The 23,167-nt window shown below is 66.4% G+C and carries 23 protein-coding genes and 1 tRNA gene; 12 read left to right on the top strand and 12 right to left on the bottom strand.

Going from position 1 to position 23,167, the window contains the following annotated elements; genetic code table 11:
• Window positions 1-66: 66 nt before the first annotated feature.
• Complete coding sequence (locus DFI_RS10800; RefSeq protein WP_043778210.1) at window positions 67-1,047, bottom strand: aldo/keto reductase; 981 nt, start codon at window positions 1,045-1,047, stop codon at window positions 67-69.
• A gap of 123 nt (window positions 1,048-1,170) precedes the next feature.
• Window positions 1,171-1,779 (bottom strand): DedA family protein, encoded by a 609-nt coding sequence (locus DFI_RS10795; protein WP_027463103.1) that lies wholly within the window; start codon window positions 1,777-1,779, stop codon window positions 1,171-1,173.
• Between the two features lie 111 nt (window positions 1,780-1,890).
• Here DFI_RS10795 and DFI_RS10790 point away from each other — a divergent pair, with 111 nt between their 5' ends.
• Genes DFI_RS10790 through DFI_RS10775 form a run of 4 tightly spaced genes read left to right on the top strand, consistent with a single transcriptional unit; the run spans window position 1,891 to window position 5,159 of the window.
• Window positions 1,891-2,643, top strand: coding sequence for an endonuclease III domain-containing protein (locus DFI_RS10790; RefSeq protein ID WP_244940265.1), 753 nt, complete (start codon window positions 1,891-1,893; stop codon window positions 2,641-2,643).
• Window positions 2,640-3,692, top strand: coding sequence for a 3'(2'),5'-bisphosphate nucleotidase CysQ (locus DFI_RS10785; protein WP_043778207.1), 1,053 nt, complete (start codon window positions 2,640-2,642; stop codon window positions 3,690-3,692). Before DFI_RS10790 ends, DFI_RS10785 begins: the two co-directional genes overlap by 4 nt.
• Entirely contained in the window at window positions 3,689-4,264 is a 576-nt protein-coding gene (locus DFI_RS10780) for a GNAT family N-acetyltransferase (protein WP_022801307.1), read from the top strand. Before DFI_RS10785 ends, DFI_RS10780 begins: the two co-directional genes overlap by 4 nt.
• Window positions 4,236-5,159: an NAD(P)-dependent oxidoreductase gene (locus DFI_RS10775; RefSeq protein WP_027463101.1), complete on the top strand. Its 924-nt coding sequence runs from the start codon at window positions 4,236-4,238 to the stop codon at window positions 5,157-5,159. The genes DFI_RS10780 and DFI_RS10775 overlap by 29 nt, the downstream gene beginning before the upstream one ends.
• A 9-nt stretch (window positions 5,160-5,168) precedes the next feature.
• Here the strand turns inward: DFI_RS10775 and DFI_RS10770 are convergent, their stop codons facing one another.
• A complete protein-coding gene (locus DFI_RS10770) occupies window positions 5,169-6,638 on the bottom strand; it encodes an FAD-dependent oxidoreductase (protein ID WP_051307819.1) in 1,470 nt (489 codons plus the stop codon).
• A 164-nt stretch (window positions 6,639-6,802) separates the two neighbouring features.
• On the bottom strand, window positions 6,803-7,990 hold the full coding sequence (gene mnmA / locus DFI_RS10765) for a tRNA 2-thiouridine(34) synthase MnmA (RefSeq protein WP_027463100.1): 1,188 nt from the start codon (window positions 7,988-7,990) through the stop codon (window positions 6,803-6,805).
• 119 nt (window positions 7,991-8,109) lie between these two features.
• On the opposite strand from mnmA, the gene DFI_RS10760 reads away from it, so the two are divergent.
• Together DFI_RS10760 and DFI_RS10755 are read left to right on the top strand one after the other, a co-directional pair.
• Window positions 8,110-8,661, top strand: a complete 552-nt coding sequence (locus DFI_RS10760) for a 3'-5' exonuclease (protein ID WP_051307817.1) — start codon at window positions 8,110-8,112, stop codon at window positions 8,659-8,661.
• Window positions 8,658-9,383: an HAD family hydrolase gene (locus tag DFI_RS10755; protein ID WP_051307816.1), complete on the top strand. Its 726-nt coding sequence runs from the start codon at window positions 8,658-8,660 to the stop codon at window positions 9,381-9,383. Before DFI_RS10760 ends, DFI_RS10755 begins: the two co-directional genes overlap by 4 nt.
• 18 nt (window positions 9,384-9,401) lie before the next feature.
• Here the strand turns inward: DFI_RS10755 and DFI_RS10750 are convergent, their stop codons facing one another.
• Window positions 9,402-11,366 (bottom strand): phosphodiester glycosidase family protein, encoded by a 1,965-nt coding sequence (locus tag DFI_RS10750; protein WP_244940264.1) that lies wholly within the window; start codon window positions 11,364-11,366, stop codon window positions 9,402-9,404.
• 147 nt (window positions 11,367-11,513) lie between these two features.
• On the opposite strand from DFI_RS10750, the gene mglB reads away from it, so the two are divergent.
• On the top strand, window positions 11,514-11,999 hold the full coding sequence (gene mglB, locus DFI_RS10745) for a GTPase-activating protein MglB (protein WP_022801313.1): 486 nt from the start codon (window positions 11,514-11,516) through the stop codon (window positions 11,997-11,999).
• Between the two features lie 115 nt (window positions 12,000-12,114).
• Window positions 12,115-12,702 (top strand): GTPase MglA, encoded by a 588-nt coding sequence (gene mglA / locus DFI_RS10740; protein WP_022801314.1) that lies wholly within the window; start codon window positions 12,115-12,117, stop codon window positions 12,700-12,702.
• 105 nt (window positions 12,703-12,807) lie between these two features.
• Here mglA and DFI_RS10735 read toward each other — a convergent pair whose 3' ends face one another.
• The 6 genes from DFI_RS10735 to DFI_RS10710 form a co-directional block, all read right to left on the bottom strand.
• Window positions 12,808-13,602, bottom strand: coding sequence for an ABC transporter permease (locus DFI_RS10735; protein WP_027463097.1), 795 nt, complete (start codon window positions 13,600-13,602; stop codon window positions 12,808-12,810).
• A 1-nt stretch (window position 13,603) separates the two neighbouring features.
• Entirely contained in the window at window positions 13,604-14,542 is a 939-nt protein-coding gene (locus tag DFI_RS10730; RefSeq protein ID WP_022801316.1) for an ABC transporter ATP-binding protein, read from the bottom strand.
• A gap of 86 nt (window positions 14,543-14,628) precedes the next feature.
• Window positions 14,629-15,495 carry a 1,4-dihydroxy-6-naphtoate synthase gene (locus DFI_RS10725; RefSeq protein WP_027463096.1) on the bottom strand — a complete coding sequence of 289 codons (867 nt, stop codon included), beginning with the start codon at window positions 15,493-15,495 and terminating at the stop codon, window positions 14,629-14,631.
• Window positions 15,496-15,560: 65 nt separating this feature from the next.
• Window positions 15,561-15,893: a DUF7079 family protein gene (locus DFI_RS10720; RefSeq protein ID WP_051307814.1), complete on the bottom strand. Its 333-nt coding sequence runs from the start codon at window positions 15,891-15,893 to the stop codon at window positions 15,561-15,563.
• 11 nt (window positions 15,894-15,904) lie between these two features.
• Complete coding sequence (gene ribF, locus DFI_RS10715) at window positions 15,905-16,798, bottom strand: riboflavin biosynthesis protein RibF (RefSeq protein WP_027463095.1); 894 nt, start codon at window positions 16,796-16,798, stop codon at window positions 15,905-15,907.
• A 5-nt stretch (window positions 16,799-16,803) separates the two neighbouring features.
• Window positions 16,804-17,340 carry an NUDIX domain-containing protein gene (locus tag DFI_RS10710; protein WP_043778203.1) on the bottom strand — a complete coding sequence of 179 codons (537 nt, stop codon included), beginning with the start codon at window positions 17,338-17,340 and terminating at the stop codon, window positions 16,804-16,806.
• Between the two features lie 60 nt (window positions 17,341-17,400).
• Here DFI_RS10710 and dgt point away from each other — a divergent pair, with 60 nt between their 5' ends.
• From dgt to DFI_RS20215, 4 genes are all read left to right on the top strand, one after another.
• The gene (gene dgt, locus DFI_RS10705) at window positions 17,401-18,585 is read left to right on the top strand and encodes a dGTP triphosphohydrolase (RefSeq protein WP_051307812.1); all 1,185 of its coding nucleotides are present in this window, start codon (window positions 17,401-17,403) and stop codon (window positions 18,583-18,585) included.
• Between the two features lie 162 nt (window positions 18,586-18,747).
• Window positions 18,748-18,824: transfer RNA gene (locus DFI_RS10700), tRNA-Ile, on the top strand.
• Window positions 18,825-18,956: 132 nt separating this feature from the next.
• Window positions 18,957-19,850 (top strand): tyrosine-type recombinase/integrase, encoded by an 894-nt coding sequence (locus DFI_RS10695; RefSeq protein WP_027463094.1) that lies wholly within the window; start codon window positions 18,957-18,959, stop codon window positions 19,848-19,850.
• Between the two features lie 455 nt (window positions 19,851-20,305).
• A complete protein-coding gene (locus DFI_RS20215; protein ID WP_155864558.1) occupies window positions 20,306-21,508 on the top strand; it encodes a hypothetical protein in 1,203 nt (400 codons plus the stop codon).
• A gap of 91 nt (window positions 21,509-21,599) precedes the next feature.
• On the opposite strand, the gene DFI_RS20210 is transcribed toward DFI_RS20215, so the two are convergent.
• Window positions 21,600-23,105, bottom strand: coding sequence for a P-loop ATPase, Sll1717 family (locus DFI_RS20210; RefSeq protein ID WP_155864557.1), 1,506 nt, complete (start codon window positions 23,103-23,105; stop codon window positions 21,600-21,602).
• Between the last annotated feature and the right edge of the window lie 62 nt (window positions 23,106-23,167).

The raw sequence follows: 23,167 nt of genomic DNA, 5'->3' as shown, positions 1-23,167 counted from the left end.
GCGACCTGACCCAGGAAGAGCGTCAGGCAGTCCCGTCTGTACTCCGTGCGGGCGCTCTCCTTGCCATCACTCGGCGGGGGTGTACCAGTTGCGGTCCCAGCGGTGGGCGTGCAGGCGCGTGACCTGCTCGTCGCTCAGGCCCTGGCCGTCGGCGATGACGGCGTTGCGTTCTACGTTGCGCACCGAGCGCATGCCCACGATGACGGTGCTGACGGCGCGGTGCGACAGCACGAAGCGCAGGGCGGTCTCGGCGAGCTGGGGCGTCTCGATGCCCAGGTCGCGTTCGATGGCGCGCAGGTGGTCCTGCAGTTCGGCCTTGCGGTTGCCGCCGAAGTAGTTGTTGCGCCAGTCGCCTTCGGGGAAGGTGCTGTCGGCGCGGATGGTGCCGGTCAGGCTGCCCTCGTCCAGGGCGACGCGGACGATCACGCCGACGCCGTGGGCGAGGCAGGCGTCCAGCAGGCGGTCCTGGGGGGACTGATCGAAGATGTTGTAGATGACCTGCACGGTTTCCACGGCGCCCTGTTCGACGGCGCGGATGGCGTTGTGCGGCTGGTGGTCGTTGATGCTGATGCCGAAGTGGCGGATCTTGCCGCTGCGTTTGAGGTCGTTCACGGCGTTCTGCCAGTCGCCCTGGCCCAGCCAGCTGTCGTTCCAGACGTGGAGCTGCTGCACGTCGATGCTCTCGGTGCCCAGGCGCTGGAGGCTGGCCTCGGTCATCCGGATGACGTACTCGCCGGGGTAGGCCTCGTCGGCGGTGGTGTGGGGCGCGGCGGGCCACTGCATGTTCTTGGGGCTGATCTTGGTGGCGACAATCGTGCCGGGGAATTCGCGGGCGACCTGCCCGACCAGCGTTTCGCTGTGGCCGCTGCCGTAGCCCATGGCGGTGTCGATGAAGTTGCCGCCCAGTTCGATGTAGCGGCGCAGCGCGGCAAGGCTTTCGTCGTCCTGCGCGCCTTTCCACATGTCCGCTCCGATTCCCCATGCGCCGTACCCGAGTTCGGTGACCTGCAGTCCCGTGTGTCCCAGCGGCCGATGATGAATGGTCATCCTCCTGATATACCCCCGCGTGGGGCCGGCGGTCTTCACGGTCGGCCCATGATCGGGACAGGGGGCACGCGGAATGTGGGGCGGCCCGCCGGGAAGAGCGGGCCGGGCCTACGGGCTCCTGAATTACTCGTTCGCCTGGGCTTTCTTGCGCCTGATGAAGATCCATACGGCCCACGCCACCAGCAGCCCCAGGATGATCTTGCTGGCCGGGCCGATCAGGTGCTCGACCTGGTCGTAGTTCTCGCCGAGGAAGTACCCGGCGCTGGTGAGCAGCGTGGCCCACAGCGCCGAACCGATGGTGCTGTACGTGAGGAATTTCGGCAGCGGCATCTCGCTCATGCCGGCCGGGAGGCTCAGCAGGCTGCGCACGCCGGGGACCATGCGGCCGAACAGGATGACCTTGGTGCCGTACCGGTCGAACCAGTCGTCGGCCTTGCGGATGTCCTCACCCCGGAGGGTGAGCCACTTGCCGTACCGGTCGGCCCACGCCACGATGCGTTCCTCGCCGAACGCCCGGCCGATGTAGTACAGCGGCAGTGTGCCCAGGACGCTGCCGGCCGTGCCGGCCAGGATCACGCCCAGCAGGGACATCTCGCCGCGGGCCGCGGCGAACCCGGCGGACGGCAGGATGAACTCGCTGGGGATGGGCGGGAAGAGGTTTTCCAGAACCATGAGCAGCAGCACGCCCAGGTACCCCATGCTGTCCATCAGGTGTTGAATCCATTCGGCCATATGCGGGCCAGCGTACAGGCTGCGGGCGGGGGGCGGCGTCAGCCGGAAGGTGCAGTGAAGACCCGCGGGAGGTTACGGTGCGTGCCCAGGGCGCGCGGGTAGGGTGGGGCGGTGCGTGCCGACCTGCTCTCCCTCTGCCCGCCTCCGGAGCACGTGCCGGAGGTCGTGGCGCGCCTGATCGCGGCCGAGCACCCGGACCCGCCGGTGCCGCGCCCGGTGCGGGACCCGCTGGACGGCGTGCTGCGCGTCATCCTGAGCCAGCAAAACACGAACGCGGTGGCGCAGCGGCAGTGGGAGGCGCTGACGTTCACGTACCCGCGCTGGGAAGCGGCGCTGCTGGACGGCCCGGAAGGCATCGAGGCGACCCTGAAGGCCGCCGGGGGTGGGCTGGCGCGCGTGAAGGCTGCTTACCTGCACGGCATCCTGGCGCACCTGGAGGAGACGCGCGGCGAGCTGAGCCTGCGCTTCCTGCGGGACCTGCCGGACGACGAGGCCCGCGCGGCCCTGGAGGCCCTGCCGGGCGTGGGGCTGAAAACGGCGTCGCTGGTGCTGCTGTTCGACCTGATCCGCCCGGCCCTGCCGGTGGACGGGAACATCGAGCGGACCCTCAAGCGCCTGGAGTTCGTGCCGCCGAACTGGAGCGCGGAACGCACGGAACGCTGGTTCGACCGGGTCGTGTCGCGCGAGTGGGCGCTGCGGGCGGCGCTGCACGTGGCGGGTGTCCGGCATGGGCGGCACACCTGCCTGCCCCGGAATCCGCGCTGCCCGGCGTGCCCGCTGCTGGACCTGTGCCCGTCCGCGCCGCTGCTCTCACCGGAGGTGACGGCGGGCACGCCCGGCCGCCCGGTATGCTCGGGGGGATGACGTCTGACGGTCCCGGCCCCGCGGCCCTGAACAGTGAACTGGACGTGGCCGTGCGCCTGGCCCGCGCCGCCGGGGACGTGCTGCGCCGGCACCTGAGCGCGGGCCTGACCGTGGACTACAAGACCTCGGCGGACGACCCGGTCACGGCCGCGGACCGCGAGGCGTCCGCGCTGATCGTCGCGGGCCTGCACGCCGCGTTCCCCGGCGACGGCCTGCTCAGCGAGGAGGAAACCGACAGCCCGGAGCGCCTCACGCGGGAGCGGGTGTGGATCATCGACCCCATCGACGGCACCCGCGAGTTCACGCAGGGCGAACCCGGGTTCGCGGTCAGCATCGGCCTGTGCGTGCGCGGCGCGCCGGTGCTGGGCGTGGTGTACGCGCCCGCCACCGACGAGCTGTTCACGGGTGTGGTGGGCCGGGGCGTGTGGAAGGCCGGCGTGCCCGTGCAGCTCAGGGTGACGCCCCCGTACCAGATCAGCGTGTCCAGCACCGAGCACCGCCGGGAACTGCACCGCAGCGCCCTGCCCGGCATGCACCCCAGCGGCAGCATCGCCCTGAAACTCGCGCGGATCGCGGCGGGCGAACTGCACGCCACCTTCACCATGTCCCCCCGCAGCGAGTGGGACCTCGCCGCCGGGCACGCCCTGCTACGCGCCGGTGGGGGAGACCTGCGCCGCCGCGACGGGCGGCCCGTCACGTACAACCGCCCCCGGCCGCACATCGAGCAGGGCCTGATCGCCGGGCATTCGGACGCCGTGGCGTGGCTGGACGAGGAACTTCGCCGCCACGACCTGCCCAGCGCTCACCTGGGCGTCACGCCCGCCGACCCCGCCTGGGCGCTGCTGCCCGAGGCGGACCGGGCCGCGCTGGCCGGCCACCCCGCCGTGTCCCTGCGCGCCGCGGGGGGGCGCGTGCTGGCCCTGCTGGTCGTGGACCCCCGCACCGGTGACGTGCAGCGCGCCGAGGGGGACGCCTTTCACCTCGAACGCCTCAGTCGGGACGTGACCCGGGCCCTGGGCACCTTCGCCCCCCCGGCGGCGCCCGCATGACCCCGGACGACGTGGTCTCCCGCTGGGAGCGCGTGGCCCTGAAACCCGTCACGGCCTTCACGCCGGCCGAGTGGCGCACCCTGCACGGCTTCTTCCGCGACCGGGAGCTCGCCGACTGGAACGACGCCCGGCCCATCCGCCTGCCGGAGTGGCTGTTCCGGCGCGTCATGCAGGACGAGGAGAAAAGCGGGGAACGCGCCGGGTTCGGCATCCTGAACGAACGCGGGCAGCTGATCGGCAGCGCCGAACTGTACGACCTGCGGCCCGCCCCGCCCGCCCGGCCCACCCGCGCCACACTGGGCGTCATGATCGGCCTGAAGGACCTGTGGGGCCACGGCTACGGCCGCGAGGCGGTGCACGCCCTGCTGCAGTGGGCCTTTCGCGTGCGCGAGGAACCGCTGGAACGCGTGCGGCTCACCACCTTCGGCCACAACCGCCGCGCGCAGCGGGCCTTCCTGGCCTGCGGGTTCCGCGAGGTGGGCCGCTACGAGCAGCTGCACCGCACGGACGTGCACATGGAGATCCTTCGGGCAGAATGGCTGAATGCACGTCCTTCTGCCGGACCTTCCTGACTTCCGCGCCCTGGCCGACGAGGGCGTGCCCGGCGCCACCTTCGGGTTCTACACCCGGGAGCACGTCCCGGACGGCCCCGCCGACGGCGCCGTACTGTGGTTCGCGCCCCCCCAGGTGAGGGCGCAGCTGGCCGCCCGCCCCGGCCTGTCCTGGCTGCTCACGCTGACCGCCGGGATCGACCATGTGCAGGGGCAGCTGCCGCCCGGCGTGGCCCTGTTCAACGCCAGCCGCCTGCACGACCGCGCGGTCGCGGTGCACGCCGTCAGCCTGATGCTGTCCGCCAGCCGCCGCCTGCACGCGTACCGCGACGCGCAGCACGCCCGCACCTGGGCCGCGCCCACCCCCGTTACCCGGCTGCCGGACAGCGGCCTGACCACCCTGGACGGCCGGCAGGTGGTCCTGTGGGGCTACGGGCACATCGGCCGGGAACTGGACGGCCTGCTCCGCCCGTTCGGCGCGGACGTGCACACCATCCGCAGCGCCACCCCCCGCGAGGAACGCGACCGCCTGCTGGCCCTGGCCGACTGGGTGATCCTGCTGCTGCCCAGCACGCCCGACACGCAGCACATCGTGAACGCCGACACCCTGGCCCTGCTGAAGCCCGGCGCCTGGCTGTGCAACGTCGGCCGCGGCACCCTGATCGACCAGGACGCCCTGCTCGCCGCCCTGGACGGCGGGCACCTGGGCGGCGCGGCCCTGGACGTCACCGATCCGGAACCCCTGCCCGGGGACCACCCCCTGTGGACCCGCGAGAACGTGATCCTCACGCCGCACATCGCCAGCAGCACCGGCGACCTGCTGCACCGCGGCGCCCGCCTCACCCGCGACTTCATCCTGGACCTCGACCAGGGCCACGAACCCCCGGGCCGCGTGGACCCGAGCCGGACGTACTGACCCGGCCGCTCAGGGCCGGTCCACCTCCGCCTGGAAGTCCGTGACCTCCGCCAGCGGCTCCGGCGCCGGGCCGTGCAGCACCTCCCCGGACGGCGCGAACCGCGACCCGTGGCACGGGCAGTCCCAGCTGCGCTCCGACGAGTTCCAGTGCACCACGCACCCCAGGTGCGTGCACACCGCGCTTCTCGGGTGCAGCGTTCCCGCCTCGTCCCGGTACACGGCAATCTTCTGCAGGCCGCGGCGCACCACCACGCCCTCGCCCGGCCCGAGATCCGCCAGGTCCTCCCCGGGCGTCAGCCACTCCCGCAGGTGCGACATGGCGTTCAGGCCCTCGCGCAGCCACGCCCCCCGGTTCCCGCGCGGCAGCCGCTCCGGGTCGTACACCTCCGCCCAGGCGCTTTCCCGCCCGGTGATCAGGTCCCGGACCAGCATCGCCCCGATGGTGCCGTAGGTCAGGCCGTTGCCGTTGTCCCCGGTGATCACGTACCCGGCCCCCGCCCGGCCCAGGTAGGCGACGCCGTCCGGGGTGTTCTCCACCTGCCCGGACCACGCCTCGCGCCGCGCCCCCACCGGGAAGCGCTCCCGCGCCCAGGCCTCCAGCCGGTCGTAGCGGTCGTCCGCGTCGTCCGCGCGGCCCACCACGTGATCCTCCCCGCCCACCAGCAGCACGTCCCCGTCCGGCCGCACGTAATGGTAGGGGTCCAGCGTGTCCCACCAGTGCGCCTCCTCGACCGGCCCGGTCAGCTCCAGCGTCAGGGCGTACGTCCGGTACGGCTCCAGCCGCGCCGCGAACCTCACGCGGTCCGCCACCGGCACGTTCGTCGCCAGGACCACCTGCTCGCTGCGCACCCGCGGCCCCCGCTCCGTGGTCACGCCCTCCTCGCCGTACTCCGTCACGAACGACCTCGTGTGAATCCGCACGCCCAGGCCCACCGCCAGCCGCGCCAGCCCGACCAGGTACCGCGCAGGGTGAAAGGCCGCCTGGGCCTCCAGCCGCAGGCACGGCCCCAGGTTCCGGGTGCCGGGCGACGGCGCCGTCATCCGCACGTCCAGCCCGGCCGCCCGCATCGCCTCCAGCTCCCGCTCCAGCTCGGCCTCCCGCCCGGCCGGAGCGAACAGATACCCCGGCACCCGCCGGAACCCGCACTCGATGCCCCCCTCCTGCACCAGCCGCTCGATCTGCCCGATGGCCTCGGTGTGGCTCCGCGCGATCAGCGCCGTCCGCTCCGGCCCGTGCAGATCGGCCAGTTCGTAGTACCGGGTGTCCAGGCTGGCCGTGAGCTGCGCGGACGTGCGGGTCGTCTCCCCGCTGCCCAGCTCGTTCCGTTCCAGCAGCACCACCGACCGTCCCGCCTGCGCCAGCAGGACAGCCGTGGTCAGCCCGGCCACCCCGCCGCCCACCACCACGACGTCCACCTGCACGTCGCGGTCCAGCGGCTCGAAGGTCGGCATCGGCAGTGCCCAGTGGGAGGTCGTCATACGCCACGGTATGAAGGAGTCCAGCGCGCCTGCAAGAGCCCGCCACGCACTCCTGACGAACGATAAAGAAGAGGAAATGTGCCAGAAAGCCCTAACCAGGAAACGGGGACCTGCCCGTCAGCGCCCGACGCATTGGGGAACAGCCGGCTCACCGGCGTGCCCGGTCAGCTGAGGGTGACAGCCGGCCGTTTCTTCGGCGGGGCCTGCGGGGTGGGCAGGGTCCGCACGTGATCCACGATCAGCCCGCCGCCCAGCAGCCGTGGCCCGGCGTACAGCACGGCGCTCTGGCCGGGCGCCACCGCGAACTGCGGTTCCGCGAACTCCAGCTCGAAGCCGTGCTCGTCGGCGTGCACCACGCGGGCCTTCACGGGCGCCGTGCGGTACCGCACCTGCACCTCCAGTTCGCCCGGCAACTCCGCGAGGTCCAGCAGGTAGTTCGCCCCCGCGGCTTTCAGTCCGGTCCACAGGCAGTCGTCGTGATCGCCCACCCAGACGGTGTTCGACCCGGGGTCCAGGTGCACCACGTGCCGGACCCGGTGCGACTGGTACAGGCCCAGGCCCTTCTTCTGGCCCAGCGTGTAGAACTGCGTGCCCAGGTGCTCCCCGACCACCTCGCCCGTGGCGATCTCGCGGATGTACCCCTGCATCTGGGGCAGGTGCTCGGCCACGAAGTCCTGCACCTTGCCGGGCACGAAACAGATGTTCTGACTCTCCGGCTTGCGCGCCGTGAGCAGGCCACGTTCCTCCGCAATCTCCCGCACGCGGGGCTTTTCCAGTTCCCCCACCGGGAACAGGATGAACGGCAGCGCGTCTTTCGGCGTGCCCCACAGGAAGTACGTCTGGTCCTTGCGAGGATCGTCACCCCGGTGGAATTCCACCTCGCCGCGGGCGTTCTCCACGCGCTTCACGTAATGCCCGGTCGCCACGTACCGGCACCCCAGCATCTTCGCCTTCTTCACCAGTTCGTCGAACTTCACCTTCGTGTTGCAGTTCACGCATGGATTCGGCGTGCGGCCCCGGCTGTACTCGTCCAGGAACGGGCCCACGATGTGCCGCTGGAACTGCTCGCGGTAATCCAGCAGGTAAAACGGCACACCCACCTGCTCCGCCACGCGCCGCGCCTCGTACGCCGCGTCCGGCGAGCAGCACGTGTCGAAGGTGTCCACCCGCTTGTCGTCCGGCCAGAAGCGCATCATCGCGCCGATCACCTGATACCCCTGATCCTTGAGCAGCGCGGCCGTCACGCTGGAATCCACCCCGCCCGACATGGCACACAGCACCCGTTCCCCCTGCACCGCTTCAGGCACGGCGGGGAAGGCGGAGGTCACAGGGGCGGGCGGGGCCGTCGTCATACAGCCGCGCAGCTTAACACCCCCTGCCAAAGCGGGCAGTGGTGCGGACGTCAATTGGTCCGGTCCCTGCAAGCAGGCCCGGCGGGCCCCGCCCCGGCCCTTCGCGCTACGCTGAACGGGTGAGCGCCACCGAGATCGTCGTGTTCGACCTGGAAACCACCGGCCTGTCCCCGGAAAAGGACGCCGTGGTGGAAATCGGCGCGGTACGCGTCGTGAACGGCGCCGTGGCCGAGCACCTGAAGTACGAGACCCTGGTCCGCCCCACCACCCCGGACGGCGCCCCCATGCGCATCCCCTGGCATGCTCAGCGCGTGCACGGCATCACCGACGAGATGGTCCGCGACGCCCCCACCATCGGCGAGGTCCTCCCGGACTTCCTGGACTGGGTGGGCGGCCGCGCCGTCGTCGCGCACAACATCGGCTTCGACGGCGGCTTCATGCGCGCCAACGCCCGCCGCCTGGGCCTCGAATGGAACCCCGCGGCGGAACTCTGCACCGTGAAACTCTCCCGCCGCGCCTTCCCGAAAGAACGCGCCCACAACCTCTCCGTGCTCGCCGAACGCCTGGGATTGACCTTCGCGCCCGGCGGCCGGCACCGCAGTTTCGGGGACGTGCAGGTCACCGCGCAGGCTTACTTGCAACTCATGGAGCTTCTCGCCGTGCAGGCTTGAACAGCCTGGACCCCGCCGGGCTGCGGTTTGTCGCCTTCGACTTCGACGGCACCCTCACCGATTACGTGCAGGCCGATACCGCGGCCCTGCGGGATCTCCACGCCCACTGCGCTTTGAGCACGCCGTTCGGGGAGTTCCTGACGCGCGCCGTGGACGAGATCATGGCCTTCCACGCCCGCGTGGAGGCGGGCCTCGGTGACCCGCTGCACATGGATGAGGAGCGGCTGGGACGCACCCTGAACGCCTGCGGGGTGACCTGCACGCCCGGCCACCTGCATCTCTACACGCAGGCTCTGCTCCGCGCGACCGTGCCTATGCCCGGCGCGGCCGACCTCCTGACCGCCCTGCGCGCCCGGGGGGTGCCGCTGGCCCTGCTCAGCAACGCCTACGACGGCCCCGCGCAGCGTGCCCGGATTCACGCCTGCTTTCCCGAGCAGCCCTTCGACGTCATCGTCATCGCGGGGGAAACCGGCCACCTGAAACCCCATCCGCGGCCTTTCCAGGCCATGCTGGACCGGCTCGAGCTTCCGGCCGGCGGGGGTGTGTACGTCGGGGACTCGCCCACGCACGACGTGGAAGGCGCCGTGAAGGTCGGCCTGCCAGCCTTCCTCGTTCACCCGCACCCAAGGGTGCAGGACCGGGCCCGTCGGCTCGGTGCGGCGGCCGTGGCCGCGAATCTCGACGAGGTCGGCGCCCTGCTCGCCCTGTCCACGTCGGCCTGACGCCCTGACCTCTGGCGGTTATTTCCGCGCGACGCTGTCTTTCGCGCTGTCTCTGGGGACGAACACGATGGCGTTGGCGACGGGGCGGCTCCAGACGGTGTTCAGGTACCCGCCGAGGTTCAGGTACCCGCCGGAGAGGTACGCGGTGGCGCTGCTGCCGCTGTCCAGCCGCACCGCGTCGCGGAAACCGGCGCCGGCCAGGGCCGCGGCGAAGGCTTCGGGGGTGCCGTGTTCGAAGTACGCGATGGTCGGCTGGCCGGACAGCAGCCCGAACGCCACCTGCCGGGTGGGCCGCCACACGCCTTCCAGGGTGTTGAAGTCCTCGCGGCGCGGGTCGATCACGACCTTCCCGGCCTGAACCATCATCGGGCCGGCGCTCAGGGCGTCCACGGCCGTTTCCCACGGCTGGTCGTGCGCCTGGTAGTTCAGGCTGACGGTCAGGGGCTGGCCGGCCGCGCGGGGCAGCTGCGGGTACCGGGCGGGGTCGAAGGTGAAGGCCAGCACGCCGGTGGGTGGGGTGACGACGCCCGTGAAGGCCCGCTGGACGCTGGTGGCGCCGGGCTGCACGTACAGCGTGGTGAGGGTGTCGGCGCCCACGCTGGTGCGGCCGTCCCCGACGAACGCGGTGAGCAGGCCCGGGTTGGGGGAGGCGCGCACGGCGTTCACCATCACCTGCCCGAACGCCCCCTGAAGGAAGTAGCGGGGGCGGGGGTACCCGAACAGCGCGTCGCCCTGCGAGGTGAAGGCCAGCGTGCCGCGTTTTTCCAGGCTGCCGGCGGTCATCAGGCCGCCCACGGCCACGAAGTCCACCGGGAGGGCGCTGCCGGGGTCGAAGTACCCGCCGTTCACGCCGGCCACGCCGCCCACGCTTTTCACGAGCTGCGCGACGTCCGTGAGCTTGCCCTGCGGGGCGGTCACGACCCGGGGCTGGAATTTCTGCGGGTCGAAGCTCAGCAGGTGCAGCCGCCCGGTCTGCCGGTAGGTGATGCCGGCGGGGAGGGCGTCGGGGTTCACGGGGGGCGGCACGCGGGTGTCGGTGTAGGTGGTGGTGTCGATCACCACGCGGTGCGGGTCGTCCAGGGTGAAGATCTCGCTGCGGCCGCCGCCGGTGCCGAGCGTGACGCGGGCGCCCTGCGCGCCGGCGGTGACGCTCAGCGTGTCGCCGGACGGCAGGGTCTGGCTGCTGCTGCCCGCGCTGACGCCCGGCAGGGTGATGCTCAGGCCGTTCTGTTCGCGTGTGACGGTGTGCGCGGCCGGGCCGCTGAGTTCCAGCACGACGCGCTGCACCTCCACCGTGCGGTACAGCGTGCGGCTGACGCGCACGACCGTCAGGGCCGGTCCGGTGGGGGCCGTGGGGGTCACCGGGGTCGGCGTGGGCGTGACGGGCGCCGGGGTGGGCGCGGGCGAGGGTGCAGGCGCAGGTACCGTGGCCCTGGGCGGCACGGCCGGCGTGCCCGCCACGGGCGCGAGGTCCGCGGAGGGCGGCAGGGTGTCGCCCTGGGCGGTCGGCGCGGCGAAGTCCAGCAGGGTGGGCGTGTCCGCGATCACCCGCACGCCCAGGACCCGCAGGGCGTCCAGGGCCACGTGCAGGCTGCCGTTCAGGATCTGCGGGGCGGGCAGGGCGTTCAGGGGCGTGCCCAGCGGCGCGAAGCCCAGCGCCTGCCAGCCGGTGCCGGGCCGCCAGCGCAGTTCCCGGCCCGGGAGTTGCAGGCGCAGGTCACTGGCGTCGTTGCGCACGCTGACGCCCAGGCGCGGCAGGGTCCACACCGCCAGCAGCTCGGCGGCGCCATTCATGCGGGAGGCCACCCCGGCGCTCTGCACCACGCCACCGATGGCCACGGTGCGGGCCGACGCGGCCGCCAGCGCCGAGCCGACGAGCAGCGCGCCCAGGACCCAGGCCCGGCGCCAGGCCACCCGGCGGGGGGCGGGGTGGCCTGGGGTGGGAGTGGTGCTCTGAGGGATGCGCGTGTTCCTGCCCTTCACGCGGGCGAGTGTACCGTCCGCCCTGCCGTGCGGGCGTGAGCAGCCGCACACCACGCCCTCAGAAAGGGCGGCCTGCCCGGGCCGGGCCAGGGCGGCGCGGGGCGCGTCATAACCCTGTATGAAAGGCTTCCTATACTGGCAGGCGACATGATCGAACCTTCACTGGCACTTTACGGCGAGGCCTACGACCGCGTGGATCAGCACATTCAGGAACTGCTGGATGTCACGGGCGTTCGTTACGGCCTGCTGGTCGACCGCAAAGGCTTCGTCCTCTCGCACAAGGAAGCCCTCTGGGCGCCGCGCCCCCCGGCCCTGGACAGCGTCGCCACGCTGGTCGCCAGCAACGCCGCCGCGACCGCCGCCCTGGCGAACATGCTGGGCGAGACGACCTTCAGTGAACAGATCCACCAGGGCGAGAACGGCACGCTGTACGTCGAGTCCGTCGGCAGCGAGGCCCTGCTCACCCTGATCTTCGACGCGTCCGTGCCGCTCGGCAAGGTGAAGGTGTACGCCAAGAAGACCGTCGCCCAGGTCGCCAGCATCCTGGACGAACTCAAGGACCTGCCCCCCGTGAACCTGGGTGACGACTTCAGCCAGGGCGCCACGTCCCTGCTCGACGACCTGCTCGGCTGAGGGCCGCGCGCCCCCGGCCCACCCCGCACACCCCGAGGCCCACGACCTGCAGGCTGCCCCCGCGCAGACTGCACCGGACCTGCACCGACGACGCAGGACGCATCAGGAGTCACGCATGAGCACCATCAACTTCGCAGCACGCGAAATCAACTGCAAGATCGTCTACTACGGTCCCGGCATGAGCGGCAAGACCACCAACCTCAAGCACGTCTTTTCCAAGGTTCCCGGTCACCTGCGCGGCGAGATGGTGTCCCTGGCGACCGAGGACGAACGCACCCTGTTCTTCGACTTCCTCCCGCTGGACCTGGGCACCGTGAAGGGCTTCAAGACCCGCTTCCACCTGTACACCGTGCCGGGGCAGGTGTTCTACAACGCCAGCCGCAAACTGATCCTGCGCGGCGTGGACGGCATCGTGTTCGTGGCCGACAGCAGCCCCGACCGCCTGCGCGCCAACGCCGAGAGCATGCGCAACCTGCGTGAGAACCTCGCCGAGCACGGCATCGACGTGAAGGACGTGCCGATCGTGCTGCAGATCAACAAGCGCGACCTGCCCGGCGCGCTGCCCACCGAGATGATCCGCGCCGTGGTGGACCCCAAGAAGGAACTCACCATCTTCGAATCCACCGCGCACAACGGCGTGGGCGTGTTCGAGACGCTCAAGACCGTCAGCCGGCTGGTGCTGGAGAAACTCAGCAAGTCCTGAGCGTGCGACTGCTCCGCCCGCCTTTCCCGGCGGGCGGTGTTTTCTTGCACACGGCATGGAAAAGGCCCCTCTGGAGTGGAGGGGCCTTTCTCTTCGCTTTCGGAGTTACACGTCGCGGCGGTCGAAGGCGTACACGGTCATGGCGGCGAACCCCACGGTGTAGATCAGCAGCAGGATCAGGCTGGCGCCCAGGCCCATGCGGGTGGCGGGGTCCTGGCCGTACCAGGTGTAGAGGTTCAGGTAGTTGGTGAGCAGCACCTTCTGGATGCTTTCCGGGAACACGACCAGCAGGCGCATGATGCTCAGGAACGCGACGGTGGCGAGCGCGGCGGCGGCGGTGTTGAGGTACAGCACCCCGAACAGCAGCGCGAGGGCCGCGACGGGCAGCAGCATGGCCATGGCGAGCAGCGTGGCGCGCAGCACCTGCGCGAACGCGGCGCCGCTGCTGAGGTCCCCGACGCCCTGGAACATGCCGGGGCCCAGGCCGGTGCCGCCGGTGAAGTTCCCGTACCCGAAGGGAATGCCGGCGATCAGGGAGCCGATGAGGGTGGCGAGGATCAGCAGGACGGGGTAGGTGAGGGCCGCGCCGAGTTTCGCGAGGATGATCTTCACGCGGTCCACGGGCCGCAGCAGCAGGGGCGCGAGGGTGCCCTGCGTGACTTCCGAGCCGATCAGTTCCGCGACCGTGACGGCGATGAACAGGGGAATCAGGGTCTGGATGGCGATGCCGTAACTGACGGCGGGGAGGTGCCAGCCGCTGGTCATGGGCACGCCCATCACGGCGCTCAGGCGCGGCGCGACCGCCCACACGATGGGCAGCAGCAGGGACACGAGGAGGCCCAGGCGGGCGCTGCGGAAGCCGAGCAGCTTGCGGAATTCCAGGGGGAGCAGGGTCAGCATGTCAGGCGTTCTCCACGCGGTCGCGGTAGTACTCGTACAGGTCGAAGTGGTCGGGGGCGGCCTCGAAGACCTTCACGCCAGCCGCCTGCAGGGCCGAGAGGGCCTCGGGCACGCGGGCCTCGGCGCCCAGGGACGCGATCACCATGGGCGCGCGCGCCACGGCCTTCTGCACGAACGGCAGCCCCTGCAATGCCGTGACGGCGCGGTTCGGGTCGTCCACCCGGAAGCGGTACGCGGCCTGCCGGGCGCGCAGGTCCACGGTGTCCACCAGCCGCCCGCCGGACAGGATCCCGACGGTGTGGGCGTACGTGGCGATCTCGCGCAGGTGGTGCGTGCTCAGGATCACCGCGCAGCCGCTGGTGGCGAGGCCGGTGACGATCCGGTGGATGAGTTCGATGCCGACCGGGTCGAGGCCGCTGGTGGGTTCGTCGAGGATCAGGACCTTCGGGTCGGCGAGCATGGCGCTGGCCACACCCAGGCGCTGGCGCTGCCCGAGGGAGAATTCCGCGACCTTGCGGTCGGCCATGCGGGTGAGTTCCAGCTGCGCGAGCACGTCGCGGATGCGGTCGCGGGTGACCTTCACGCCGCCGGGGCCCATGCCGGCCAGGTTCGCCTGGATCTGCAGGTTCTGCGTGCCGGTGAACTGCGGGTAGAACTTCGCGGGGGCTTCCACCACGGCGCCGAGGTACGCGCGGGCGCGGTTGCCTTCGGTGTGCACGTTGCGGTTCAGGAGGGTGATGGTGCCGGCGGTGGGGAAGGCCAGGCCGGTCATGGTGCGGATCAGGGTGGTTTTCCCGGAGCCGTTCGGGCCGGTTAGGGCGTACACCTCGCCCGGGCGGACGGTGAGGTTCACGCCCTCCAGGACCGTGTGCGGACCGTACCTTTTGGTCAGCTCGCGGACCTCGATGGATGGCGGGGCGGAGGTGGCGGAGGTCGTCACCCGCCCAGCGTAACGCAGGGCCCCGTCAGAAATGACGGGAGTTTTTCTCTTTTTTCATGCTCCTCATTCAAGCCTGAGGGGGGTGGTCAGGGCGCGCTGACGAACAGGGGGAGGCCGCTCGCCGGCACGGCGCCCACCGCCACGGCCCGCCGGTGCAGTTCCCGCACGGCCCGCTCGCCTTCCTCGTCCACGTCCAGGCTGAAGCGGTTCACGTACAGGTCGATGTGCGCCTGCATCACCTCGTCTGACAGTTCCGCCGCGTGCTGCCGCACGTACTCCTTGGACGCGTCCGGGTGCGCGTACGCGTACTCCAGGCTCTCGCGCACCGCGCCGTTCAGCGCCCACTGCATCTGGGCCGGCAGGTCCCGGCGCACCAGGATCGCCCCCAGCGGCAGCGGCAGGCCCGTCTCGCCCTCCCACCACGCGCCGAGGTCCAGATGTTTGAGCAGCCCGAACGAGGGGTACGTGAACCGCGACTCGTGAATGATCAGGCCCGCCGCCAGGGGCGCCCCGCTGTACTCGCCGCGCTGCACGGCCGGCATGACCTCGTCGTAGCGCATGCGGACCACCTCGACCTGCGGGTACATCATCCGCAGCAGCAGTTCCGCGGTCGTCAGGGCACCCGGGGAGGCCACCCGCACGCCGTTCAGGTCGCCCAGCGCCTCCCGCGTCACGATGAGCGGGCCCACGCCGCGCCCCAGCGCGCCCCCGGCCCGCAGCGCCACATAGCGGTCCATCACGCCGAAGTACGCCCGGTAACTGATCTTCGTCATGGGCAGGCGTCCCGCGACCGCCCAGTCGTTCAGGGTCTGCACGTCCTCCAGCACCTCCCGCACCGGCAGCGGCGACGGCGTCAGGCCGGCGTGCAGCGCGTGAAAGATGAACGTGTCGTTCGGGCACAGGGAGTAGCCCAGGTCCAGCACGGCGGGCAGGGCGGAGGTCGGCTCGGTCATCCCTGCAGGCTACGCCACGAGGCGCCGGCCGCTCCGGTTCGGGCGCACGGTTCCCGGCCCCGCCGTCAGGAGAGCGCCGCCACGATCCGCGCCCAGTCCGCCCGGACGGCCCGCAGCGCCCACCAGCCACCCAGCGTGGCCCGCGCCCGCCCTGCCCGGAACCGCTCCTCCACGGGCGTGAGGTCGAACGCCTGCCACACCCCCGCCACGCTCAGCAGGTTCGGGCCGAGGACCGGCGCCACCTCCCGGCGCAGGACCACCTCCAGCTGCGCCACGCTCAGGCCCGTGGCCGCCAGGGCGCGGGCGATGCCGTCCAGGTCCGGTTCGGTGTCCAGGAACAGCTCGGACAGGGCCGCCCACGCCGCGCGGCGGGCGCTCAGGTCCAGGTCGGCCGGCACCGGACCCGCGTTCAGGCGTCGCGGAGGGCCGTCTGGGCGGCCGCGGCGTCCCGGCTCAGCTGCGCTTTCAGTTCGTCCAGGCCGCTGAACTTCTGCTCGCCGCGCAGGTGCGTAAAGAACTTGACGTGCAGCTCCTGCCCGTACAGGTCCTGCTGCACGCCGAACAGGTGCACCTCGAAGCGGCGTTCGGTGCCGTTCACGGTGGGCCGCATGCCGACGTTCGCCATGCCGTGCCAGCGTTCCCCGCGCGGCCCCAGCACCACCACCGCGAACACCCCGAGCGGCAGCGCCTTGCCTTCCGGCACGCGGATGTTCGCGGTGGGCCACCCGATCGTGCGGCCCAGCTGGTCGCCCTGCACCACCACGCCCTGCGCGTCGTAATGCCGGCCCAGCAGCCGCCGGGCGCCGGCCACGTCCCCTTCGCGCAGGTACTCGCGGATGCGGGTGCTCTTGATGTCCTCGCCGCTCAGGCCGTGAATGGGCACCACCTCCACCGGCGCGACCGCCCGCAGGTCCTCCACGCCCCCGGCGCGGCCCCGCCCGAAGTGGAAGTCCTCCCCGACCACGATCACGTGCGGGCGCAGCAGGCGCAGGTCGTTCAGGAACTCGTCCTTCGGCCGGGACGCGAATTCCGCTGTGAAGGGCACTGCGACCGTCTCGTCCACGCCGTAACGCTGCAGCAGCTCCAGTTTCTCCGGCAGGGTGCACAGGAACTCCACGCCCTGCGTGAGCACCCGCGTGGGCGGGTCGAAGGTGTACACCACGCTCGGCACCCGGTGAATGCGGGACCGGGCCTTCAGCTGCGCGATCAGGGCCTGGTGGCCCAGGTGCACGCCGTCGAAGGACCCGATGGCGACCACGGTGCCCGTGTCGGGCCGCTGGGCAGGGGACACGAAGGTCTTCATGGCGTTCATGACGGCGCGTGCTCCTGCGCGGCCCCCAGGGCCTCCAGCCGCGCGAACTGCGCTGCGACGACCGTGGTGGCGCTCCCCACCAGCGTCCCGTCCCGCAGGCCGGCCAGGACCGCCTCCGGCGTCATCCACAGCGTCTCGATGTCCTCGTCCTCATCCATCGGCAAGCGCGACTCGCGCAGGTTCCGCGCCCGGAAGATGAACAGCTGCTCGTCGCAGAAGCCGGGACTGGCGTAAAACCGCGTCAGGAGCGTCACGTCGCCGTCCAGCCCGGCTTCCTCCTGCAGTTCGCGGCGCGCGGCCTGCTCGGGCGTCTCCCCGGCGTCGATCAGGCCGGCGGGCGCCTCCACCGTCACGGTGCCCAGCGCCCGGCGGGTCTGCCTGACCAGCAGCATCTCGCCGTGCTCGTTCAGGACGAGCACGGATACCGCGTCCCGGTGCCGCACGACCTCCCACTTGCCGTCCAGCAGTTCCAGGCGGACGATGTGCCCGTCGTACACCACCTGCGTTTCTGCGCCGCCATTCCCGCTCGTCATGACGTGACTGTAAAGCACCGCCGGGCAGAGACGCCGGGGCCTGCGTGCCACACTGACCCCATGAGCACGCGCGAAGCGGGAAGCGGGGGACGGGTCACGGCCCTCGTCACGCGCCAGGACCTCGAAGCCCGCGAGGCCGACACCCTCGCCCCGTACGCCACCCTCAGCCGTGACCACGCCGGCCGCGAACACCCGGAACCCGAAAGTGCGGGCCGCACCGCCTTCCAGAAAGACCGCGACCGGGTGCTGCACACCCCCGCCTTCCGCCGCCTGGAAGCCAAGACGCAGGTGTTCCTGAACTTCTCGCAGGCGGCCAGCGCCGACCACTACCGCACCCGCCTCACCCACACCCTTGAAGTGCAGCAGGTCGCCCGCAGCGTCGCCGTGAACCTCGGCCTGAACGAGACGCTGGCCGAGGCCGTCGCCCTGGCCCACGACCTCGGGCACCCCCCCTTCGGGCACGCCGGGGAACGCCTGCTGGACAGCCTCCTCGCCGCGGACGGGGGCTTCAACCACAATACCCAGGCCCGCCGGATCGTCACGGAACTCGAACGGCACTCCCGGCACTTCCCCGGCCTGAACCTGACCCGCGACACGCTGGACGGCCTGAACAAACACCAACGCGACGGCCTGGGCCAGCCCAGCCTGGAAGCGCAACTCGTGGACGCCGCCGACGCCCTGGCCTACACCGCGCACGACCTGGACGACGGCCTGCGCAGCGGCCTGCTCACCCCGGACCAGCTGATGGACCTGCCGCTCTGGCAGGAGCTCCTGGCCCGCACCGGCGTGAACGCCCCGCCCCTCACGTCCCTGGACCGCCGCATGCTGCACCGCGAACTGCTGGGCTGGCTGATCACCGACCTCACCGAAGCCAGCGCCCGCAGCATTCAGGACAGCGGCGTGCAAACCGCCGCGCAGGCCCGCGCGTGGCCGCACCGCCTCATCACGTACAGCGACCCCATGCGCGCCCTGCTGCGCGACACCGGCACGTTCCTGCGCGAGCGACTGTACCGTCACTGGCGCGTGGAAATGCAGGTGGAGCAGGCGCAGCGCACGCTGCACACCCTGTTCCACGCCTACCTGAACCGCCCGGGCATGCTGCCCCCCCAGGCCCGCGTCAACGCCGAGCGTCACGGCCTGCCGCGCGCCATCTGTGACCAGATCGCCGGCATGACCGACCGCTACGCCCTGGAAACCCATGCCGCCCTCACGCCCCCTGCCGCCACCCCCAGCTGGCCCCACTGAACTGCCCGTGCAGGAAAAGGAAGGGTAGGGTGCCTATCTCCCTGCCACAAAATCCGTACGCAGGCCGTCCGGAGCCGGGGCTCAAGTGAAGGCGTTGACACCTTCACGCTTCACTGATACATTGACTGCCGCTTGCCCAACCGGGCAGACGACACACCACCTGCGGGTGTAGCTCAGCTGGTTAGAGCGCACGCCTGATAAGCGTGAGGTCCCCAGTTCAAGTCTGGGCATCCGCACCAAGAATGGAAACCCTGTCTACGACGGGGTTTCTTTCGTTTAGGCGCTTATCAGGCTTGGGGGTTTGACACCAACGATTCTCGTTGTTGTGCGCTCTCCACCAGCCTCACAAACACTGTCGAAAGGAGCACCCCATGCTGATTTCGACGCTGTACGACCACTTCGCCTACCACCTGCGGATCAAGCGCAGAAGCCCCCATACCATCGGCTTCTACGACGTGTCCAAACGCACGCTGTTGAGGTACCTGGCCGAGACTGCCCATGCTGCCGATACGGACTCTGTAACGGTCATGGAGCTGCGGGGGTTCCTGATGTGGCTGGAAGGTCAGGGGCTAGGAGTGGGAGGCATTCATGCCCATGCCAGAGCCGTTAAGGCGGTGTTCAATTGGGCTTACCGGGAAGAGATGCTGGAGAAGAATCCGGCAAAGCGTCTAGAGCTTCCTACCCTCCCTAGAGAGCGTCAGCCGACTGTCACCGTTGAGACTGTGCAGAAGCTGCTCAAGGCCTGCAAAGACGTCGAGCAACCGCTCCGGGATAAGGCCATGGTGCTCATGCTGTTCGACACTGGCTTGAGGGTTCACGAGCTTCTGGGGCTGACATTGGATCAGCTCCACTTTGAGCGCGGGCTTGTGCAGGTGATGGGGAAGGGACAGAAGGAACGGTTTGTTCCCATTGGCTCCAAGACCATGAGCGCAGTCCACGCCTATATCCGGCGTGAGCGACGGCAGAAGCATGCCGGGATCAGAGCCTTGTTCCTCAATCGGTGTGGTGAGGGGCTTACCCGAGCAGGGGTTGGTATCCGGCTTTTCAAGCTGGCTCAAGCAAGCGGCATCAAGCGGGAAGCGTGTGCGCCTCACGCCTTCCGCAGAGGGTTCGCTGTGGAGTTCCTTCGCAATGGAGGGGACGTGTTCACGTTGCAGCAGATCATGGGACACAGCTCGTTGGATATGACCCGTCGGTACGTGACCTTTCTTGACGATGACCTCAAGGCAGCCCACCTGCGCTTCTCGCCTGTGGACAGGCTCTAGAGGTTCCTAAATATGCTGCATAGATTATGTTTTTAGCGAAATTCGCGCCGATAGTTTGAGTACCTACTAGATCGTATTTTTTCCGTTACCTAAAAAAAAATACCCCCGGGGTTCCACTGGTTACACAGATAGCCCAGGCGCGGGGTGGGGACGCGGGCGGGGACGGGGCCGCTACGCGGCGGGTAAGGAATTTTGTTGTTGTTTAGCTCCGTAGGTTCAAATATCCGATGAAGTGACTGAGCTTGTCAAGAGGAGGGATCACATTTAAAAGACGGGGAGGAGTTCTACTTGTATGGATATGAGGAAGTAGTAGGTGATATTTGCTAAATTCCCTTACCTGACCTGTTTATTAGAGAATAAACGTGATTTATATATAAGATGATGAACTCGATTGATGCCGTCTGGAGCGGCATTTTTCGTGTTTTTTGGCAATTAATTCTAGCATGGAGTGTGAAATGATCAAGTTTATAGATGCTGTTATGGGTAGTGGGAAATCGACATATGCGATTCAGTATGTCAAGAGTAGAGAAAATACGAAGTTTATAATCGCTGCAATCACATTGTCGGAGGTTGAGAGGTATTCGCAAGCCTGCGACTTGCCTCAGCCTCATTCGGAGTTCAGCAAGATGAATGACTTAGAAAATCGAATTAAAAACGGTGAAAGTGTGGTTATCACGCATGCCCTCTTTTTATCTATGAGTGAAAATAAGGCTTTATTACAGAGTATAAAACAGCAAGAATACATTCTCATATTAGACGAAGTTCTATCTAGTCCTATATATCCTTTGGCAATAGAGAAGGATACTTTGAAGACTTTGCGGGCGGCTGATCTGATTGATATAAATGGTACTACGGGGAAGATTCAGTGGCTAGGCAGCTTAGAGTATGAAGATCGTGTATCCCTAAGAGATGCATGCCTCAAGGGTGAGGCTTATGCGGGAGATGATTCCTTTGCTGTTGGTCTAATATGTAAGGATCTCTTTGTGGCGTTTGATTCGATCATAGTGTTAACGTATATGGCAGAATACTCTCTTCTATATAAATACTTTGAGTTTTACTCTCTTCATACCGTCATCAGAACTTTACGTAATGGAAAAGAAATGGATGAGTTGCCTGTATTTACTGGTAAGCAGTTTGCGAACTTGATCTCAATAGATCAGGCTAAAAGAAGAATATTGAAGGGGATAAAACTTTCATCATCTTCTGTATCGAGGATGAATACGAAAAAGGCAGCGCGTGTTAATAGGGCTATCAGTGGATTTTTTGATGCTAATAGAAGTAAAGCCAATAAACAAGATAGATTGTGGACGACATACAAGACTGCGATGGGTAAATTTTCAGGCTCTCGTAATAGACCGTTGCATGACGCGACGAACTTTTTGCAACATACTAGCCGAGGGACTAATGATTATCAAAACGTGGTAGCAGCCGCTTATGCACTAGATAAGTATCTGAATCCTGGAATTACTAAATTCCTATCCAAGAAGGGTATTAGCTATAAGAGACGCAGTGGCAGACAGCCCAGCGGCGAAGACATGTGGGCTCTGTCTGAAATGCTCCAATGGCTCTGGAGAACAAGGATAAGGACAAATCAACCGATAGAGCTCTATGTTCCAGCTGAACGGATGAATCGCTTACTGAGTAACTGGCTTACCTAAAGCAGCATAAGCAGAAAGAAGAGGGAAAGGCCGTGCGCCTCTCCCTCCTTCCGGTGGTAAGTTGGATTATCAACGATCTGATTTATTCAACTCATTCGTCATCTGTATCGTTGTTAGCATTGTTCCTTCTTAAATCAAGAACCTCAATCAGGCCTGGATGAACACGGAATCTTTTGGCAGCATGGTCAAAGCTAACGTTCGGCTCTTTGTACTTGTAAATAGTTGTGGTTCCCCCAGCGCGACCACCTGACCGCAGGAAGCCGATAATTGAAAATTCGAAAAGATCTTTTAAAGCTTGGACGTGATCTTTGCCTGGACCAAATTCGATGGTCATTGAGTGAGAAAAATCCTCTAAGTCGAAGTACCATACGCCTACTCTCCTGATAACATCTAGATATCTCTTGTAGTCAGGTATGTGCTTATGTACCTCGTCGTCGATTTCGTTTAGAAAATAGGTGCTGTAATCTGCCTTTGCGTCGTTGATATCGGCATTATTGAACTTGTTTGGAACATCCCTAACTCCACCTCTATCCTTATACTTGGATAAGATAGAATTGCAAAACATAATCATATCTCGCGGTCTGTTAAAAGTTCGATCTAAGATATATTTATATTTGGCTTGACGTCCCGGCATTTCGCGGGTTTCATCAAAAACATTATCCCAATCGACCGATTCCCCGCCTTCTCTTAGAAGCTCAAGGAATCTCCTTTCCATTAGATTTTTGAGAGTGTGGTTGGTGCGTGGAGTATCCCATTCAATAAGAGATACAAAATTGACTGTGACTTTGTTTTTATCTTCAAATTGAAGGATTGAATATATATCATCCCGGAGAAAGACAGTAACTAGTAGATTAATTCCCTCTTCTCTGGCTGCATTATTCAACTCCTTTGCTGCAAGAATGAGTCCAATTATACGCTGTTTATATGTTTCGTCTGATGGCTTAAAACCGTAATCAAGCTGATCGAATGCAATTATATATTTGTGATCAGGATTGAGGGAGCGTAATGTGTGAAACATTATCGTACTATTTACTTCTGAGATTATTGAGGGAAGCTCCTTCATAGGAACGTTCTGAGTACTTGCCCCAGCTTTAGCAAATCCTGCATTTGCCTCGACAGAAGCATTCCATTTAATGGAGTATGCTGGAGTAAAAACCCTAGTAATGTCCACATCTCGACTACCGTAAGTATCTAATACAAAATTCTCGAGAATTGCGGAAGAATCTAAAGCCTCTTGGCTAGCAGGAATAGACTGATCATAATTTAATATCAGTTTTGAAAGACTCATTAGAATAAAGTATGTCCAACTGTGCTTATATTTTTCGAATTCTGGAACGCCCATTTTCGTCTGAATGTCATGTAGATGCCATGGGTAGTCTACGAAAGTAAATCCATATGTAAAAGTATCATGCGAATTTAGGGTTATTAGCTTCCTATAAATCGCTGTTTTACCTGTTCCTTTCCTGCCGATCACCAAAAAACGGCTACGATTGAGAACATTCTTATATGCCTCGTGATCCTCAAATGCCTCTCTTAAAAGTCTATCGTTGTCAGCATCTACGGATCCAAAGTCATTAACAGAGCCCAATTGCTTCATGCTTCTCCTAGGAGTTCGAACGGGAAATTTAATAGGCTGCTTCAACACTCTAACCCTCGAAT

Source organism: Deinococcus ficus, from assembly GCF_003444775.1.
GTDB classification, from domain to species: domain Bacteria; phylum Deinococcota; class Deinococci; order Deinococcales; family Deinococcaceae; genus Deinococcus; species Deinococcus ficus.
The sequence above is the reverse complement of the archived record's forward strand: the minus strand, read 5'-3'. Positions and strand labels throughout refer to the sequence as shown.

What these genes read in the sequence shown, in the direction of transcription:
- ribF (WP_027463095.1), bottom strand. Translation starts at nt 16,798, where the DNA reads ATGAAGACCTTCGTGTCCCCTGCCCAGCGGCCCGACACGGGCACCGTG.
- DFI_RS10785 (WP_043778207.1), top strand. Translation starts at nt 2,640, where the DNA reads ATGACGTCTGACGGTCCCGGCCCCGCGGCCCTGAACAGTGAACTGGAC.
- DFI_RS10795 (WP_027463103.1), bottom strand. Translation starts at nt 1,779, where the DNA reads ATGGCCGAATGGATTCAACACCTGATGGACAGCATGGGGTACCTGGGC.
- DFI_RS20210 (WP_155864557.1), bottom strand. Translation starts at nt 23,105, where the DNA reads ATGAAGCAATTGGGCTCTGTTAATGACTTTGGATCCGTAGATGCTGAC.
- DFI_RS10710 (WP_043778203.1), bottom strand. Translation starts at nt 17,340, where the DNA reads ATGACGAGCGGGAATGGCGGCGCAGAAACGCAGGTGGTGTACGACGGG.
- mnmA (WP_027463100.1), bottom strand. Translation starts at nt 7,990, where the DNA reads ATGACGACGGCCCCGCCCGCCCCTGTGACCTCCGCCTTCCCCGCCGTG.
- DFI_RS10775 (WP_027463101.1), top strand. Translation starts at nt 4,236, where the DNA reads ATGCACGTCCTTCTGCCGGACCTTCCTGACTTCCGCGCCCTGGCCGAC.
- DFI_RS20215 (WP_155864558.1), top strand. Translation starts at nt 20,306, where the DNA reads ATGATCAAGTTTATAGATGCTGTTATGGGTAGTGGGAAATCGACATAT.
- dgt (WP_051307812.1), top strand. Translation starts at nt 17,401, where the DNA reads ATGAGCACGCGCGAAGCGGGAAGCGGGGGACGGGTCACGGCCCTCGTC.
- DFI_RS10800 (WP_043778210.1), bottom strand. Translation starts at nt 1,047, where the DNA reads ATGACCATTCATCATCGGCCGCTGGGACACACGGGACTGCAGGTCACC.
- DFI_RS10695 (WP_027463094.1), top strand. Translation starts at nt 18,957, where the DNA reads ATGCTGATTTCGACGCTGTACGACCACTTCGCCTACCACCTGCGGATC.
- DFI_RS10770 (WP_051307819.1), bottom strand. Translation starts at nt 6,638, where the DNA reads ATGACGACCTCCCACTGGGCACTGCCGATGCCGACCTTCGAGCCGCTG.
- mglB (WP_022801313.1), top strand. Translation starts at nt 11,514, where the DNA reads ATGATCGAACCTTCACTGGCACTTTACGGCGAGGCCTACGACCGCGTG.
- DFI_RS10735 (WP_027463097.1), bottom strand. Translation starts at nt 13,602, where the DNA reads ATGCTGACCCTGCTCCCCCTGGAATTCCGCAAGCTGCTCGGCTTCCGC.
- DFI_RS10780 (WP_022801307.1), top strand. Translation starts at nt 3,689, where the DNA reads ATGACCCCGGACGACGTGGTCTCCCGCTGGGAGCGCGTGGCCCTGAAA.
- DFI_RS10725 (WP_027463096.1), bottom strand. Translation starts at nt 15,495, where the DNA reads ATGACCGAGCCGACCTCCGCCCTGCCCGCCGTGCTGGACCTGGGCTAC.
- mglA (WP_022801314.1), top strand. Translation starts at nt 12,115, where the DNA reads ATGAGCACCATCAACTTCGCAGCACGCGAAATCAACTGCAAGATCGTC.